The 14829-nt window shown below is 59.7% G+C and carries 13 protein-coding genes; 11 read left to right on the forward strand and 2 right to left on the reverse strand.

All coding sequences use genetic code 11. The features are described 5' to 3' along the window. Nucleotide 1: 1 nt before the first annotated feature. The 5 genes from waaC to AC1RJ3_RS01050 all read left to right on the forward strand — a co-directional run bounded on the left by waaC (nt 2) and on the right by AC1RJ3_RS01050 (nt 5297). Entirely contained in the window at nt 2-1075 is a 1074-nt protein-coding gene (gene waaC / locus AC1RJ3_RS01030; RefSeq protein ID WP_493077023.1) for a lipopolysaccharide heptosyltransferase I, read from the forward strand. Continuing rightward, nucleotides 1075-2196, forward strand: coding sequence for a glycosyltransferase family 4 protein (locus tag AC1RJ3_RS01035; protein WP_054595304.1), 1122 nt, complete (start codon nt 1075-1077; stop codon nt 2194-2196). The genes waaC and AC1RJ3_RS01035 overlap by 1 nt, the downstream gene beginning before the upstream one ends. Further along, nucleotides 2196-3002: a lipopolysaccharide core heptose(I) kinase RfaP gene (rfaP, locus tag AC1RJ3_RS01040; RefSeq protein ID WP_347928716.1), complete on the forward strand. Its 807-nt coding sequence runs from the start codon at nt 2196-2198 to the stop codon at nt 3000-3002. The genes AC1RJ3_RS01035 and rfaP overlap by 1 nt, the downstream gene beginning before the upstream one ends. Nucleotides 3003-3105: 103 nt before the next feature. Further along, nucleotides 3106-3858: a lipopolysaccharide kinase InaA family protein gene (locus AC1RJ3_RS01045; protein WP_054595306.1), complete on the forward strand. Its 753-nt coding sequence runs from the start codon at nt 3106-3108 to the stop codon at nt 3856-3858. Then, entirely contained in the window at nt 3858-5297 is a 1440-nt protein-coding gene (locus AC1RJ3_RS01050) for a lipopolysaccharide kinase InaA family protein (protein WP_347928717.1), read from the forward strand. Before AC1RJ3_RS01045 ends, AC1RJ3_RS01050 begins: the two co-directional genes overlap by 1 nt. 631 nt (nt 5298-5928) lie before the next feature. On the opposite strand, the gene AC1RJ3_RS01055 is transcribed toward AC1RJ3_RS01050, so the two are convergent. After that, nucleotides 5929-6300 (reverse strand): DUF6124 family protein, encoded by a 372-nt coding sequence (locus tag AC1RJ3_RS01055; protein ID WP_493077026.1) that lies wholly within the window; start codon nt 6298-6300, stop codon nt 5929-5931. Between the two features lie 515 nt (nt 6301-6815). Here AC1RJ3_RS01055 and AC1RJ3_RS01060 point away from each other — a divergent pair. From AC1RJ3_RS01060 to AC1RJ3_RS01085, 6 genes are all read left to right on the forward strand, one after another. Continuing rightward, nucleotides 6816-8573: a carbamoyltransferase family protein gene (locus tag AC1RJ3_RS01060; protein WP_054595310.1), complete on the forward strand. Its 1758-nt coding sequence runs from the start codon at nt 6816-6818 to the stop codon at nt 8571-8573. Beyond that, complete coding sequence (locus AC1RJ3_RS01065; RefSeq protein WP_347928718.1) at nt 8557-9687, forward strand: glycosyltransferase; 1131 nt, start codon at nt 8557-8559, stop codon at nt 9685-9687. Before AC1RJ3_RS01060 ends, AC1RJ3_RS01065 begins: the two co-directional genes overlap by 17 nt. Next, a complete protein-coding gene (locus tag AC1RJ3_RS01070) occupies nt 9687-10583 on the forward strand; it encodes an antimicrobial resistance protein Mig-14 (protein ID WP_216744726.1) in 897 nt (298 codons plus the stop codon). The genes AC1RJ3_RS01065 and AC1RJ3_RS01070 overlap by 1 nt, the downstream gene beginning before the upstream one ends. Continuing rightward, entirely contained in the window at nt 10580-12007 is a 1428-nt protein-coding gene (locus AC1RJ3_RS01075; protein ID WP_493077029.1) for a PIG-L deacetylase family protein, read from the forward strand. Before AC1RJ3_RS01070 ends, AC1RJ3_RS01075 begins: the two co-directional genes overlap by 4 nt. An 84-nt stretch (nt 12008-12091) precedes the next feature. Next, nucleotides 12092-13048: a glycosyltransferase family protein gene (locus tag AC1RJ3_RS01080; RefSeq protein ID WP_103316337.1), complete on the forward strand. Its 957-nt coding sequence runs from the start codon at nt 12092-12094 to the stop codon at nt 13046-13048. Nucleotides 13049-13129: 81 nt separating this feature from the next. After that, nucleotides 13130-14233, forward strand: coding sequence for a glycosyltransferase (locus tag AC1RJ3_RS01085; RefSeq protein ID WP_493077031.1), 1104 nt, complete (start codon nt 13130-13132; stop codon nt 14231-14233). Here AC1RJ3_RS01085 and AC1RJ3_RS01090 read toward each other — a convergent pair. Then, nucleotides 14219-14824, reverse strand: coding sequence for a BUD32 family EKC/KEOPS complex subunit (locus AC1RJ3_RS01090; protein ID WP_054595315.1), 606 nt, complete (start codon nt 14822-14824; stop codon nt 14219-14221). The genes AC1RJ3_RS01085 and AC1RJ3_RS01090 overlap by 15 nt on opposite strands. Between the last annotated feature and the right edge of the window lie 5 nt (nt 14825-14829).

Below are 14829 nucleotides of genomic sequence, written 5' to 3' on the forward strand. Positions count from 1 at the left end.
GTTGCGGGTACTGTTGATCAAGACTTCCTCGCTGGGCGATGTGATTCATGCGTTGCCGGCGTTGACCGACGCGGCACGGGCGATCCCGGGCATCAAGTTCGACTGGGTAGTGGAAGAAGGCTTCGCCGAGATCCCGACCTGGCACCCGGCGGTTGGCAAGGTGATTCCGGTGGCGATCCGTCGCTGGCGCAAGAACCTCTGGCAAACCCTCAAAAGCGGCGAGTGGAAACGCTTCAAGCAAAACGTTCGTGCGACCAAATACGATCTGGTGATCGATGCCCAGGGCCTGCTCAAAAGCGCCTGGCTGACCCGTTACGTCCGCGCGCCGGTAGCCGGGCTGGACAAGAACTCGGCCCGTGAGCCCATTGCCGCGCGATTTTATTCCCGGCGTCTGGCGGTAGCCCGTGGGCAACACGCCGTGGAACGACTGCGTCAGTTATTCGCCGTGGCGCTGGGCTACGACCTGCCGCAAGGGTTGGGCGACTATGGCCTGAACGTCGAGCGGTTGGTCGAGCTGCCGCGCAAGAATCCTTACGTGCTGTTTCTGCACGGCACGACGTGGGACACCAAGCATTGGCCGGAAGCTTACTGGCGTGAGTTGGCCGAACGCATGGGCCACCTCGGCATGGCGGTGAAACTCCCATGGGGCAACCCGGCCGAAAAGGCCCGGGCCGAGCGCATCGCCAAGGGTCTGCGGAATGCCGAAGTGCTGCCCAAGTTGAACCTGGCCGGCGTCGCCAAAGTGCTGGCCGGTGCGCAAGCCTGCGTGGCGGTAGACACCGGTCTCGGTCATCTGGCCGCTGCGCTGGACGTGCCGACGATATCGTTGTTCGGCCCGACCAATCCGGGCCTGACCGGTGCCTATGGCAAAAGCCAGGTGCACCTGGCGAGCGACTTCCCGTGTGCGCCATGCATGCAAAAGAAATGTTCTTACCAACCGACCGCTGAAGATCAGCGTCGATTCGATCTCAAGCGCGAGTGGCCATTGTGCTTCACTCGCCTGAACCCCGAGCGTGTCGCGAGCCGTTTAAGCACGCTTTTGCAGCCGCCGCTACTGGCTGAGGAGCTGCGCTGATGCAATTGGCTTTTGTCCTTTACAAATATTTCCCGTTTGGCGGATTGCAGCGCGATTTCATGCGCATCGCCCTGGAATGTCAGCAGCGCGGGCATCAGATCCGCGTTTACACGCTGATCTGGGAAGGCGATGTGCCGCCGGGTTTCGAAGTGCTGGTGGCGCCGGTCAAGGCGATCTTCAACCATCGGCGAAACGAAAAGCTGAGTGCCTGGATGGAAGCCGACCTGGCCAAGCGTCCGGTGGACCGGCTGATCGGTTTCAACAAAATGCCGGGGCTCGACGTCTACTACGCTGCGGATGGTTGTTTCGAGGACAAGGCGCAGACCCTGCGCAATGCCCTCTATCGGCGCTGGGGTCGCTACCGGCACTTCGCCGAGTACGAGCGCGCGGTGTTCGCCAAGGATGCGAAAACCGAAGTCCTGATGATTTCCGAAGTCCAGCAGCCGCTGTTCATCAAGCATTACGACACGCCGCTTGAGCGCTTCCATCTGCTGCCACCGGGGATTGCCCTGGACCGGCGTGCGCCGGCCAATGCCGCTGAAATTCGCGCTGAATTCCGTCGCGAATTTTCCCTGGCTGACGATGACTTGTTGCTGGTGCAGATCGGGTCCGGGTTCAAGACCAAAGGTGTCGATCGCAGCCTCAAGGCGCTGGCCGCGTTGCCAGCGGAACTGCGTAAACGTACCCGGCTGTTTGTAATTGGCCAGGACGACCCCAAAGTATTCCAGCTACAGAGTGCCACGTTGGGGCTCGGCGATAACGTGCAGTTCCTCAAGGGCCGCAGCGATATCCCGCGTTTCCTGCTCGGTGCCGACCTGTTGATCCACCCGGCGTACAACGAAAATACCGGGACGGTATTGCTTGAAGCGCTGGTAGCGGGCTTGCCGGTGCTGGTCAGTGCGGTGTGCGGTTACGCGCATTACATCGCTGAGGCCGACAGTGGCCTGGTGCTGGACGAACCGTTCGAACAGGCGCAACTCACGCAGTACCTGACGACCATGTTGAGCGATGACGCAGCGCGTGCGGCCTGGAGCCGTAATGGCCTGGTCTTCGCTGACACGGCCGATCTCTACAGCATGCCGCAGCACGCGGCGGATGTGATTCTGGCGGAGCAACACTGATGAAGTTGATTCTTGCCGAACCGTTCAAGAGCCTTTGGGCCGGACGCGATGCGTTCACCGAAGTCGAAGGCCTGAAGGGCGAGGTGTACCGTGAGCTCGAAGCTCGCCGGACCCTGCGCACCGAAGTGGCCGGGAACGGCTTCTTTGTGAAAATTCACCGCGGCATTGGCTGGGGCGAAATCTTCAAGAACCTGCTCACCGCCAAGCTGCCGGTACTCGGTGCCGGCCAGGAATGGCGGGCTATCCAGCGTTTGCAGGAAGTCGGCGTGCCGACCATGACCGCCGTGGCTTACGGCGAGCGCGGCAGTAACCCGGCGGGCCAGCACTCGTTCATTGTCACCGAAGAACTGGCGCCGACTGTTAGCCTGGAAGACTTCAGCATCGATTGGGTCAAGCAGCCGCCGGAGCCAAAACTCAAGCGCGCGCTGATCGCCGAAGTGGCGCGCATGACCGGCATGATGCACCGTGCCGGGGTCAACCACCGCGACTGCTACATCTGCCACTTTCTGCTGCACACTGATAAACCGGTGACAGCCGACGACTTCAAGCTCTCGGTGATTGATTTGCACCGTGCCCAGACCCGCCGGGCGATCACCCGGCGCTGGCGTAACAAGGATCTGGCGGCGTTGTATTTCTCGGCGCTGGATATCGGCCTGACGCGTCGCGACAAGCTGCGTTTCCTCAAAGGTTACTTCCAGCAACCCTTGCGTCAGATTTTGCGTGAGGAAGCGTCGTTGCTGGCGTGGCTCGAGGGCAAGGCCAACAAGCTTTATGAACGCAAGCAGCGCTATGGAGATGCGCTCTGATGGTGGGGATGGAGCCTGAAACTGCTGTACTGCCAAGAGTCTCGACTCAAGGCCTTCGACACGCGCCGGAACCGGAAGAGCGTGAGACTCTCAAGGGATACGAATGACTGATTTTCTGGCCACTGACGACCGCGAACTGCTGGAGCGTCATGGCCTCGACGGGTTCGATGCCCTATGGACCAGGCGGCTCGATGCAGTGGATGAGCCGAACACGTCACAAGACGGTTGGAGCAGCGTTTTCAGGCTGGATCTTGAGGGTAATGGTTACTACCTCAAACGACAGAGCAACTACTTGACGCGGTCCTTGTTCCGGCCGTTTGGCGAGCCCAGTTTTGCCCGTGAGTTTCGTAACATCAGCCGCTACCAACAGTTGGGAATTCCAGCGCTGCAGGCGGTATTTTTTGGTGAGCGCAAGCTAGAGGGTGAAGTTCGGGCGATTCTGCTGACGCGTGCACTGGACGGCTGGAATGATCTGGATTCGCTGCTGGAGCAGTGGTCGGGTCTCAGTGATGCGCAGCAGGCGGGGATTCTGCGTGCCTGTGCGCGGCTTGCACGTCGGCTGCACGATGTGGGTCAAGTGCACGGCTGCTTTTATCCCAAGCACATTTTTTTGCGGCCTGCTGGCGATGGTTATCAGGCGCAACTGATCGATCTGGAGAAAACCCGGCCGCTGCTGTTTGGTCAGCGCGACCGGATCAAGGATCTGGAGCCGTTGGTACGCCGGGCGCCGGTCTGGACTTGCGAGGAGGTGCGGCTGTTGCTGGCAACTTATCTGAATCAGTCGGCGAATAGCCCGCAGGTCGAGCGTTGGGTGCAGCGCCTGATCGCTCGACGCAGCCACAAGGAGACGCGTTGATGCGTTTGTCTGAACTGAAAAGCGCCGGTCGTACGCCAGACTTGCCATTGAGCATCGAGCTGGCGGACGCCGCAGGCCCGGCGCAGTTGCAACTGCTCAGCGTGTTGCGGGTTTTGCCGGGCCAGCGTTACGTGGGCGCCGCTGTTTGGCGTGGGCGTCCGGTGCTGGCCAAACTGTTGGTGGGCAGCAAGGCAGCGCGGCATTTTCAGCGTGAGCTGGACGGTGTCCGTCTGCTCGCCGCTCAAGGCCTGACCACACCGAGGCTGCTGGCCGATGGCCTGAAGGATGGCGAGGGCGGCTGGCTGCTGTTCGATTTCCTCGAAGGCGCTGAAAGCCTCGGCGATGCCTGGAAGCAGGTCGAAGCGCTGCCGGCGCTGGCGGACGAGCAAGCGGCGGTGTTGGCCGAGGCGCTGGGCGCCATCGGTCAATTGCACAGCAAGGGCTTGTGGCAGGAAGACTTGCACCTGGACAACCTGTTGCGCCACGACGGCCAACTGTATTTGATCGACGGTGCGGGGATTCGGGTCGAGCAGGCTGGTCAGCCGTTGTCTCGACAAAAAGTCCTGGAGAACCTCGGGGTGTTTTTCGCTCAGTTGCCCAAGTCGCTTGAGCCGTTCACCGAAGAATTGCTGGTGTATTACCTGTTGAGTAACGGCGAGCATGCCTTGCCACTGGAAGCTTTGCAGAAGCAGGTCGACAAGGTCCGCAGTTGGCGTTTGAAAGACTTCCTGATCAAGGTCGGCCGCGAATGCACGTTGTTCAGTGTGCAGCGCGGGGCGTTCGGATTGCGCGCGATTCGTCGCGAGGAAGAAGCGGCCATGTTGCCGGTATTGGCGCAGGCCGATGCGTTGCTCGATCAGGGGCATCTGTACAAGACCGGTGGTGCGGCGAGTGTTGGCAAGGTCGAGGTGGCGGGGCGCACGCTGCTGGTCAAGCGCTACAACATCAAGGGCGTTGCCCATTGGTTCAAGCGCTTCTGGCGCCCGAGTCGCGCCTGGCATTCATGGCGCGAGGGGCATCGCCTGGGGTTCCTCGGTATCGCTACGCCCAAGCCGTTGGCGCTGTTGGAGAAGCGTTTTTTCTGGCTGCGCAGTCGGGCCTATCTGATTACCGAGTACCTTTCGGGGCCGGACATTATTGAGCGCTTTGCGCCGTTCGTTGAGAGTGGTGAGGCGCCTGAAGCTGAGTTGCTGGCGCTGGATCATTTGTTTGCCGAGCTGATTCGCGAGCGGATCAGTCATGGGGATTTCAAGGGGCATAATCTGTTTTGGGACAAGGATCGCTGGTCGTTGATCGATCTGGATTCGATGTGTCAGCACGGTTCGCTGAGTAGTTTTGCTCCGGCGTATGCTCGGGATCGGGCGCGGTTTATGCGTAACTGGCCTGAGGGCAGTGCGCTGTATCGGGTGATTGATCAGCGTTTGCCCAAGAATGTGTAGGCGCTGAGCTTGCTTGCGATGGCGGCCTGACAGCCGGCCAATCTCCCGCAGATGTACCCCAACCAAACCTGTGGGAGCCGGGCTTGCCCGCGATGGCGGCCTGACAGCCGACCAACCTCTTGCAGGTGTACATATCCATTCCTGCGGTAACGGCCGCTTGCGGTTTCGCCTGACGGCGACTCACTTTTTTTACAAGCGCCTAAAAAAAGTAAGCAAAAAAACGCTCGCCCCAAGCGTACGGCACCTCGCCTAGGCTCGGCGTCCCCTCACTCCGGTGTCCATCAGGGGGCATCGCCTACGGTCTGCTTCGCGACGACCTCCTCTCGATGTGTCCGGCTGCGCCGTACGGCGCTGCGCGCCCACCCCCTGATGAACACCTGCGCTCGGCCTCCCGATAGGGGCGGGTGGATCAAAATCAACAGCAAAGCACGGCGGCCTACCGGCCGGCCTGAGTGGTAAGAGCGTGTACGGCTTGGATCTCGTTCCCACGCGCAGCAAAGGAATGCATCCGGTGACGCTCTGCGTCACGATTCGTGAGCTGAGGCAGAGCGTGGGAACGACCGCAATCATTCGCGGATATATACAGATCAAAACGGTGGGGCGGACCGGGCGGCCCTCCCCACCGTGCGTGTTACGGCGCTTCTGGCTGATCAAAACTATCCAGTGCCCGATTCACCAACAATTCCCCCAACGAGATCATCTGCTGAATTGCCAGCGCTACATGTCGGCGGGTGCCTTCAAGCTCGAAGGCCAGGTCGCTCGCCAGCACATTGACCGAGGCGAGGGTTTCCGAGGCGTGCGCCAACAGCGTCTCATTATCCAGATCGGGGATCACCGCGAAGATGTTGGAGGGACGTTTATCGGGCAGGTTGCCCTTGTCGAATGGTGGTTTGAGGTAGTGATCCAGCGCCCGTTCGGCGGCGTCGTGGAGTTTTTTCGAGTCGTTGGAGGCGTAGGGGGAAGTGCTTGGGGTTTCAGGGGGATTTGGAGTGACTTTGTGCATGGTGAAGCTCCTTGATGAGTGGAGCCGCCACTGATCGCCGCGACGCGATGGGAGGTGGCAGCTGTACGCAGGTTCGCGGACCGGGGCATCAAGGAACCCGGCATACCCGAAGGTATCCCGCGCACAGCCGCCATAACGCAAAGCAGTAGACGATAAAAAAGCGCCAACTGAAAGGAAATGATGGCGCTATGCGCCTTGATTGATCCGGGCCGCGACGCCCGGTCGCTGAATTGGCAGCGACCACCAGAGACTAGTCACGCGGCTTCCCACCAGCAACCTGAAAAACATGTCGGATGCTTCCCTGAAACCTACAGGCTTTATAAACATCGTTCTTTTTGCCGTCGTCGCTTGCTGTGTCCTGTTGAATATGAACTTTGTGCGTCAAACAACCTCTGGGTCATTCCCGCCATCTTTACGCTATAATCCCGCCCTTTAGCTGTTTCTCGCCCTTTTGCGAGGACACATTATTTCCAGGCGCCTGTCGCCTGCATGCAGACTTAAGAGGCTAGACCCCTGTGGCATTGACGATTCTTGGCCTGTCCGGCGCCCTTAGCCATGATCCTTCCGCAGCCTTGTACATCGACGGCAAGCTGGTCGCGGCTGCTGAAGAAGAGCGCTTCGTACGCGATAAACATGCAAAGAACCGCATGCCTTACGAATCGGCGAAGTTCTGTCTGGAACAGGCTGGCATCAAACCTTCCGACGTTGACGTAGTGGCGATCCCGTTTGCCCCGATCAGCCTGTTTGGCAAGGCCCGCTGGCACTACGCCAAGCGTTACTGGTACGCCCCGGATCGCGCGCTTGATGCGATCCTGATGGGCAACCGTCGCTACAAGCGCTATCGCAACAAGATTGTCTGGTGCCTCGAGCAACTGGGCTTCGATCCGAAGAAAATCAAGATCCAGCCGGTCGAGCATCACTTGGCTCATGCCTCCAGCGCCTACCACTGCTCCGGTTTCAAAGAGAAAACCGCGATCCTCGGGATCGACGGCAAGGGCGAGTACGCCACGACCTTCTTCGGTTATGGCGAGAACGGCAAGATCCACAAGATCAAGGAATTCTTCGACCCGGATTCCCTCGGTGGCCTGTACGGCGCGATCACCGAGTTTCTCGGTTTTGAAATGCTCGACGGTGAGTTCAAGGTCATGGGCATGGCGCCGTACGGCGACGCCAGCAAATATGATTTCTCCCGTCTGGCGTCGTTCGAAAACGGCGAGCTGGTGATCAACACCGATTACGCCAACGTCATCGGCCTGCGTCGCTACAAAGAAAAGGGCAAGGGTTTCTACTTCTCGCCGAAGCTGATCGAGTGGCTGGGGCCGAAACGCGAAGGCGATATCGCTGACGAACCGTACATTCATTACGCCGCGAGCATGCAAGCGCTGTTCGAGAAACTGGCGTTGCAGATGATCGACTACTACCTGGGCGACGTGCTCAAGGAAACCGGCAAGCTGGCGTTTGCTGGCGGCTGTGCGTTGAACGTCAAGCTGAACCAGAAAATCATCGCTCGCGACGACATCAAAGAGTTGTTCGTACAGCCTGCGTCCGGCGATGCCGGCACGGCGGTGGGTGCTGCGGCTTACGTGTCCCACGCCCGTGGCGTACCGGTCGAGAAGATGGAGCACGTTTACCTCGGCCCGTCGTACAGCAACGAAGACGTGATCGCGGCTTGTGCTCGTCACCCGAGCGCACCCAAGTGGCGCAAGCTCGATGACATGCCGGAGAAGATCGCCAAAATCATGGTCGACGGTAATCCGGTGGCCTGGTTCCAGGGGCGCATGGAGTTCGGTCCGCGTGCGTTGGGCGGTCGTTCGATCATCGGTTGCCCGAGCGCCACTGGCGTGGCTGACCGGATCAACCATCAGATCAAGTTCCGCGAGCGCTGGAGGCCTTTCTGCCCGTCGATGCTCGACACCGTGGCGCCGCAGATGATCAAAATCGATCACCCGGCACCGTTCATGACCTTCACCTTCGAAGTGGCTGAAGAGTGGAAAACCCGCGTGCCGGAAGTCGTCCATGAAGACGGTACGTCCCGTGCCCAGGTGCTCAAGCGCGAATACAATCCGCGTTACTACGACATGATGAAAGCGCTGGAAGTGCTGACCGGTAACGGCGTGTCGCTGAACACCTCGCTGAACCGCCGCGGCGAGCCGATGATCTGCTCGCCGACCGACGCCCTGAACATGTTCTTCGGCTCCGATCTACAGTATCTGATCATGGAAGACATTCTGGTGGTCAAAGACGGCGCGGACGCTTATGACACGCTCGGCTGAACGCCATGTGCTGCAGTTCTGTCACGGCTATGACGGGCCGTTCCTGGACTGCGCCCGACAGTACGCGAGCCTGTTTGCAGGGTCTGGTTATCGAGTGACCACGGTGTTTCTCACCGGGGTTGCCGATGCTGACGTTGCGGCGGGCTGTGCGTCTGATGAAGTGCTGTTCATGGAATACAGCTCCAAGGCCATTCGTGGCCTGAAGCTTTCGGCGATTGCCGATCTGCGCAAAATCGCCCAGTCGCGCAATTTCAGTTTTTGTATCGCCCACCGTTTCAAGCCGATCTACATCGCCTTGCTCGCAACGCCGCTGCCGGTAATCGGCGTGCACCACGCCTTTGGCGATTACCAGCGGCGGACGCGCAAGCTGTTCGCGCATATTTTTCGCAAGCGCCTAAGCCTGCTCGGGGTTTCCGATGCGGTCCGCGACGACATGCGCCGTTGTCTGCCGAAGTGGCCGGCGGCGCGGATTCAAACCCTTTACAACCGCATCGATGTCGACGCGTTGCAGGCCACTCAGGTGTCCTTCGATGAGGCACGCGACGCCTTGGGGCTGTCGCCGGATGCGTGGGTGATCGGCAACGTCGGTCGCCTGCACCCGGACAAGGACCAGGCCACTTTGCTGCGCGGCTTTGCCCAGGCCTTGCCGCGTTTGCCGGTCGGCAGTCAACTGGCGATTCTTGGCTCCGGACGTCTGGAGCAGCGGCTCAAGGATCTGGCTCGTGAAATCGGTATTGGTGACCGTGTGCTGTTTCTCGGTCAGGTGCCGGAGGCGCGTCGCTACTTCCGGGCTTTCGATGTGTTTGCCCTGAGTTCCGACCACGAGCCATTCGGCATGGTGCTGCTCGAAGCGATGGCCGCCGGTGTGCCATTACTGGCCACCGCGTGCGGCGGGGCAGCGGAGGTGGTCGAAGGTGTCGGTATTTTGTTCCCGCAGGGGGATGTCGAGCACTTGGCGCTGGGCCTGCAACATCTGGCGGTGATGAATCAGCACGAGCACCAGGTCTGCGCCGAAATGATGCTTGATCGCCTGCGCGAGCGCTTCTCGGATCGTGCAGTGCACGAGACGTTCTGGCGTCTGCCGCACGTCCTTGAACTGACGGCGAGGGCCTGATGCTCAACCGATTTCAAGGCTGGCGCGAGCGTGGCTGGTCCGTTGTCGATGCGTCGACGTATCGCGATGCCTGGCAGCGTTTTGGCGGTAGCGTCGCAACGCATCCACTGGTGGTCGAACGCCTGGCACAGTTGGCCGATATCCCGGTGCGTTACCTGGCCTGGGAACAGGGTGGCGAACTGAAAGCCGCGATCCCGACCTGGGGCCGCGACCTGGCATTGTCCAAGGACGTGCTCAAGCGTAACGGCAAGAAAGGTTTGTTCGATCTCGGCAACGCTGAATTCATCCTGCCGGCTGCGGCCGACGCGCAAGCGCTGTTGCGGCACCGCGGGCGCTACTTGTCGGCGCTGAATGAAGGTCGCTTTGCCGGTCTCAAGCTGCAAGCCGAACAACTGGCCATGGCCCGCACACCTGAAGAGCTGTCGAAGAAGTTTCGCTACAACCAGCGCCGTGAACTGCGCTTGCTGGAAGAGGCCGGTGGCGTAATACGACCGGTCAGCGACTTTTCCAGTCAGGAACTGGCGGCGATTTATTGCGATCTGTTCCAGCGCCGCTGGGGATTTCCGGCAACCGGTGCGCCGCGCATGGGCGAGGTGCTCGAGCTGCTGCGCGAGCTGATGATCGGCTCGGTGATTTTCCTCAACGATGCGCCGATTGCGATTCAGTTGGTCTACCGTGTTGAAGCGCCAGAGTGGATCAGCGTCGAGTACATCAACGGTGGCGTCGACCCCGAGACTCGTGAGTTCAGCCCAGGCAGTGTATTGAGTTTTCTCAATACCCAAAGCGCCTGGGAGCACGCCCGGGCAATCGATAAGCCGCTGCGCTTTTCCTTCGGGCGGGCTGATCGTGAATACAAGGACCGCTGGTGCAACCCTGTGCCGGTGTTCACCGTATGAGCCAGACCATGAGCCTGCCACTCAATCGCAAGCAGCAACTGCTCAAGCGTCATCGACGTAACAAGCGCATCGGTCTGTTGATCGGTGTCTTGCTGTTGATTGCCGTTGGCCTGCTGGTCACCTGGTGGCTGCCGCTGGTACTCGCGGTCCTGGCCTGGGTTGCCCATGAGGCGTGGTTTGCCGACCATTTGTTTTACTCGCCCAAGGACGATTACCAGTACAGCTTCCCGCCCTACACGCAGCAGCCCAAGGTCCGGCTGGAGGGTGCGCGTCTGCTGCTCGATGACGGCGTCATCCTGACCGACGACACCACGCTGGTACTGGCACTGCGGGTAAAAAGCACCTGGCTGGGACGCTTTTTCGATCCTGCAGTCGAGTTGTCGGGTGGCGATAATCCAGACCGACAAGCCTTCGAGCGTGGTGTAGACGGCCTGCGTTACCTCAATCTCAGTGGTCAGGCGCATGTTCTGTCGCAAGGCGATTTGCGTGTGCGCGGGCGTTTCTGCCGCTTGCTCGGCGAACCCGTGCTCTGGTCGTTCGAACAACCGGATTACCGCCGTCAGCGAGTGATGGTGATCGCGCCTCACGCCGACGATGCGGAGCTGGCCGCTTTCGGTTTGTACAGCCAGGCCGACGAGGCCTGGATTGTCACGTTGACCGCTGGCGAAATTGAAGCCGGGCACTATCGGCAGATGGGGCTGGACGCCGTCGAGGCGTCGCGCATCAAAGGCCGCTTGCGCGCCTGGGACAGCATTACGGTGCCGCGCTGGGCCGGCGTACCTGAATCGCAGTGTGTGCAATTGGGCTATTTCTGCCTGCAATTGCCAGCCATGCAGGCGGCGCCGGACCAACCAGTGGGCTCGCGTGAAGCGAATCTGAACGACACGCGACTGTTTCGCCAACTTAATCCGTTCGCGTTGCCCGGTGACCGCGATGGTGCACCGACCTGGATTAACCTGCTGGCCGATCTGCGCGAACTGCTGCTCAAGGCGCGCCCTGAAGTGATCGTCCTGCCGCACTCCTCGCTGGATCCGCATCCCGATCACATCTGTGCACAGCATGCGGTGCTGGAAGCCTTGAAGGGGCTTGAGTGGCAGCCGACTACACTGCTCGGATACGCGAACCATCTGCACGATAATGATCGCTGGCCAATGGGTGATTCCGAGGCCGGGATTGCGTTACCGCCGGTGTTCGATCCGGCGCAGGTGCTACAACCCTATTGCCTGGTATTGTCGATCGAGCAACAGCGCGACAAGGCTATGGCGCTGGGGATGATGCATGACTTGCAGCCGCGTGCGCCGTTCAAGCGTCGGATGCGTCGCGGCTTGCAGCGTCTGCTGGCTGGGCGTTCAGGCTCGCCTTACGGCGAGAACGAGTTTTTTCGCAAGGCTGTGCGTCGGCATGAGTTGTTTTGGCGTTTGTAAATGGCTGTCGCATGGAGTCTTTCTGCCAGGGCAGAAGGGTGATTTCAGGTTTTTGTCGGGCTGTTCAATGCTGCAAGGAAGACAATGAAGGTTCTATTTCTGGTGCAGAAAGAACAGCGGGCCATTCTGGACCGTTTGTACGAAGGTGTGGCCGCTCATTGCGAATGCGACCTGCGCTGGTTGAGCAGTGATGAACAGCGCAACCTGCGTGGCTATTTTCGGCGTGAAGTGGACGTGTCGCGCTATGACCGTATCGTGTTCTTCCTGCGGTTCAAGCAGGAAATCCGCCAGGTCGGGTTCATTCGCACGATTCCCAATCTGGTGATTCTCGAACACGATGCCTACCAGAACTACATTCCCTGCAAGTACACCGGCAAGTTCAGTGCGCATTACCGCCGCCTGCCGTGGGCGCGGGTGATCAGTTCCGGTTTCATGGTCGCCAAGCGTTTACGCGAAGAAGGCTTTGACGCGGTGTTCGTGCCCAAGGGCTATGACCAGACCCTGTTGCAGGATCAGGGGCGTGAGCGCGATATCGAACTGGCCTTCGTCGGCAGTACCAATAGCGTGGCGTACAGCGGTCGCAAAGCGCTGCTCGATGAGTTGGCGGGTGTCGAACCCTTGGTAGTGACTCGTACCCATTCCGGTGACGAATATCGCGACACGCTCAACCGTATCCGCTTCTTCGTCAGTGCCGACGTTGGCATGGGCGAATTCATGATCAAGAACTTTGAAGCGATGGCCTGTGGCTGCGTGTTGTTGGCCTTCGATCAGGGGGATGCGGAAACTCGGGCTCTGGGGCTGCAGGATATGCACAACGTGGTGCTCTATCGGGATATCCCGCAACTGCAGGAAAAACTCGCCAGGCTGCGTGCCGATCCTGAGTTGGCTTCGATCATTGCCCGAAACGGACGCGATCTGGCGGTCAGTCAGTTCAGCTTCGCACGTATTGGTCAGCGTATTGTCGAAGAGCTCCAGCCGGCTTTGAGGCCTCGCGCCGCATTGAGTCTGATCGAACGGTTACGCCTGAAGCTGGGCATTTGACAGGGTTTTCAAATCATTGGAAGTGCTCGAAATCATAATAAAACGTGCCATCAGCCGATGTGAAAAAGGGCTTTCAGCTCGATGAGTATCCTTAATGTCATGTGGTCCGGTGGGGCTGCCTACGCCTCTGTCCACAAGGTTCATCTGCAGATACTTGCTCAGGTAGAACCCGCAACACCGATCAATACCTGGCTGTTGCAGGGTAGTGCGCGCGGCTGTGTCGCCGAAATCGGTGAAACGCGGGAGTGGCATCTGTCCTCCAATCAACTCAAGGGCAGGCGTTTCTGGAAGCTGCTGACGCTATGGATGCAGGCGCGTTTTTATTACGCCCTGAATCAAAGTGACGTGCGCGTGCTGTTGCTCGACGGCTTAGGCACGGCTCGTGCCCTGTTACCGGTCCTCAAGAAGCTGCCGCAGTTGCGCGCGGTGGTGCTTTTTCATGGCGCGACCCGGATCAGCGCAGCCGATCGCAAGTTGCTTTCACGATTTCCCGCTTCACAGCTGACCCTTGCGGCGGTTTCGCAAACCCTGGCCAACGCACTTGAGGCCGATTTACAGATCCCCGTCGTCACGTTGCGCAGTGCGCTCGATCCACTGGCTTTTCGTTCCCGGTTGCTTTCTCGTGAGCAGGCGCGTGCTCGGCTGCAATTGCCCGTCGACAACACACCTGTCGTGGGGGCTGTAGGGCGCCTGGTTGGCAAAAAAGGCTTTGCATGCCTGATCGAAGCCTTTGCCAAGGCGCTGACACAGCACCCGCAGTTGCGCCTGGTGATTATCGGGGAAGGTCAGGCAAGGGCTGCGCTGGAGGTGCGGGTCAACGAGCTTGGGTTGCGCGACAAGGTGCTGTTACCCGGAAACCTTGAGGATGCAGCGACGCTTTTTCGGGCTTTCGACTGGATCGCGATCCCGTCACTTGAGGAAGGTCTTGGCTTGATCCTGCAAGAGGCGGTAATGGCCGGTGTCCCGGTGCTGTCCAGCGATTTGGCAGTGTTTCGCGAGCAATTGGCAGGGGCGGGCCGTTACGCCACGCCAGAGGATGTGACCGCCTGGAGCGAGGCGTTAATACAGGCGCTTGGTGTCGCTTCTGAATCGGTCGCTGCGGCTCAATTCACTGTACTTTCACCGGACGACGCCTGGCTGGAATTCAGCCAGGTTGCCCGCAAGCTGTTGTCATGCGCAAAGTAGGATTTGCTCCAGCGTCTGCATCGGAAAGCTCTCGTTCAGCTTCTCTCGATCAATATACCGTGCGAAGTGTTGCAGGTTGCGCTTGACCAGGTGCTGCGGCAGCGGCCCCCGCAAGAAGCGCATGTCGGCGACGTCGATCAGACCGAACTGGTTGCCCGGAGTCACGACGATGTTGCCCAGGTGCAGCGAGCGGAAGTAGACCCCGGCTGCATGGAGTTCGCGGATGAATGCGGTCAGCGCCGGCAGGGTCTGTTGCCAGTCGAAGCCGTTTTTGTCTGCCAGCTGGCGCAGGGTTTCTCCTGGCAGGGGACGGTAAAGCACGGCCGTCATGCCAGGCGTATCCAGCTGATGGAGTGTGAGTGTCTGAAGGGTAGGAATGCCGAGCTTTTCGAGTCGGGCGGCATTGTCGATGAAGCGCTTTGAATAGGGGCGAAACAATGCCGACGAGAGAAGCCGCTTGCGGCGAAACAGTTTGAGGATGTTCCCGTCCGGCAGAAGAAATACTTTCGGGCCGAAGCTGTCGGCTTCTAGTACTCTGGCGCCTTTAATCATCTGATTTAAAGCGGCTTGTGGAAGCCGGAAGCATTGCATGTAGA

Source organism: Pseudomonas sp. GW822-FHT04C11 (genome assembly GCF_058800905.1).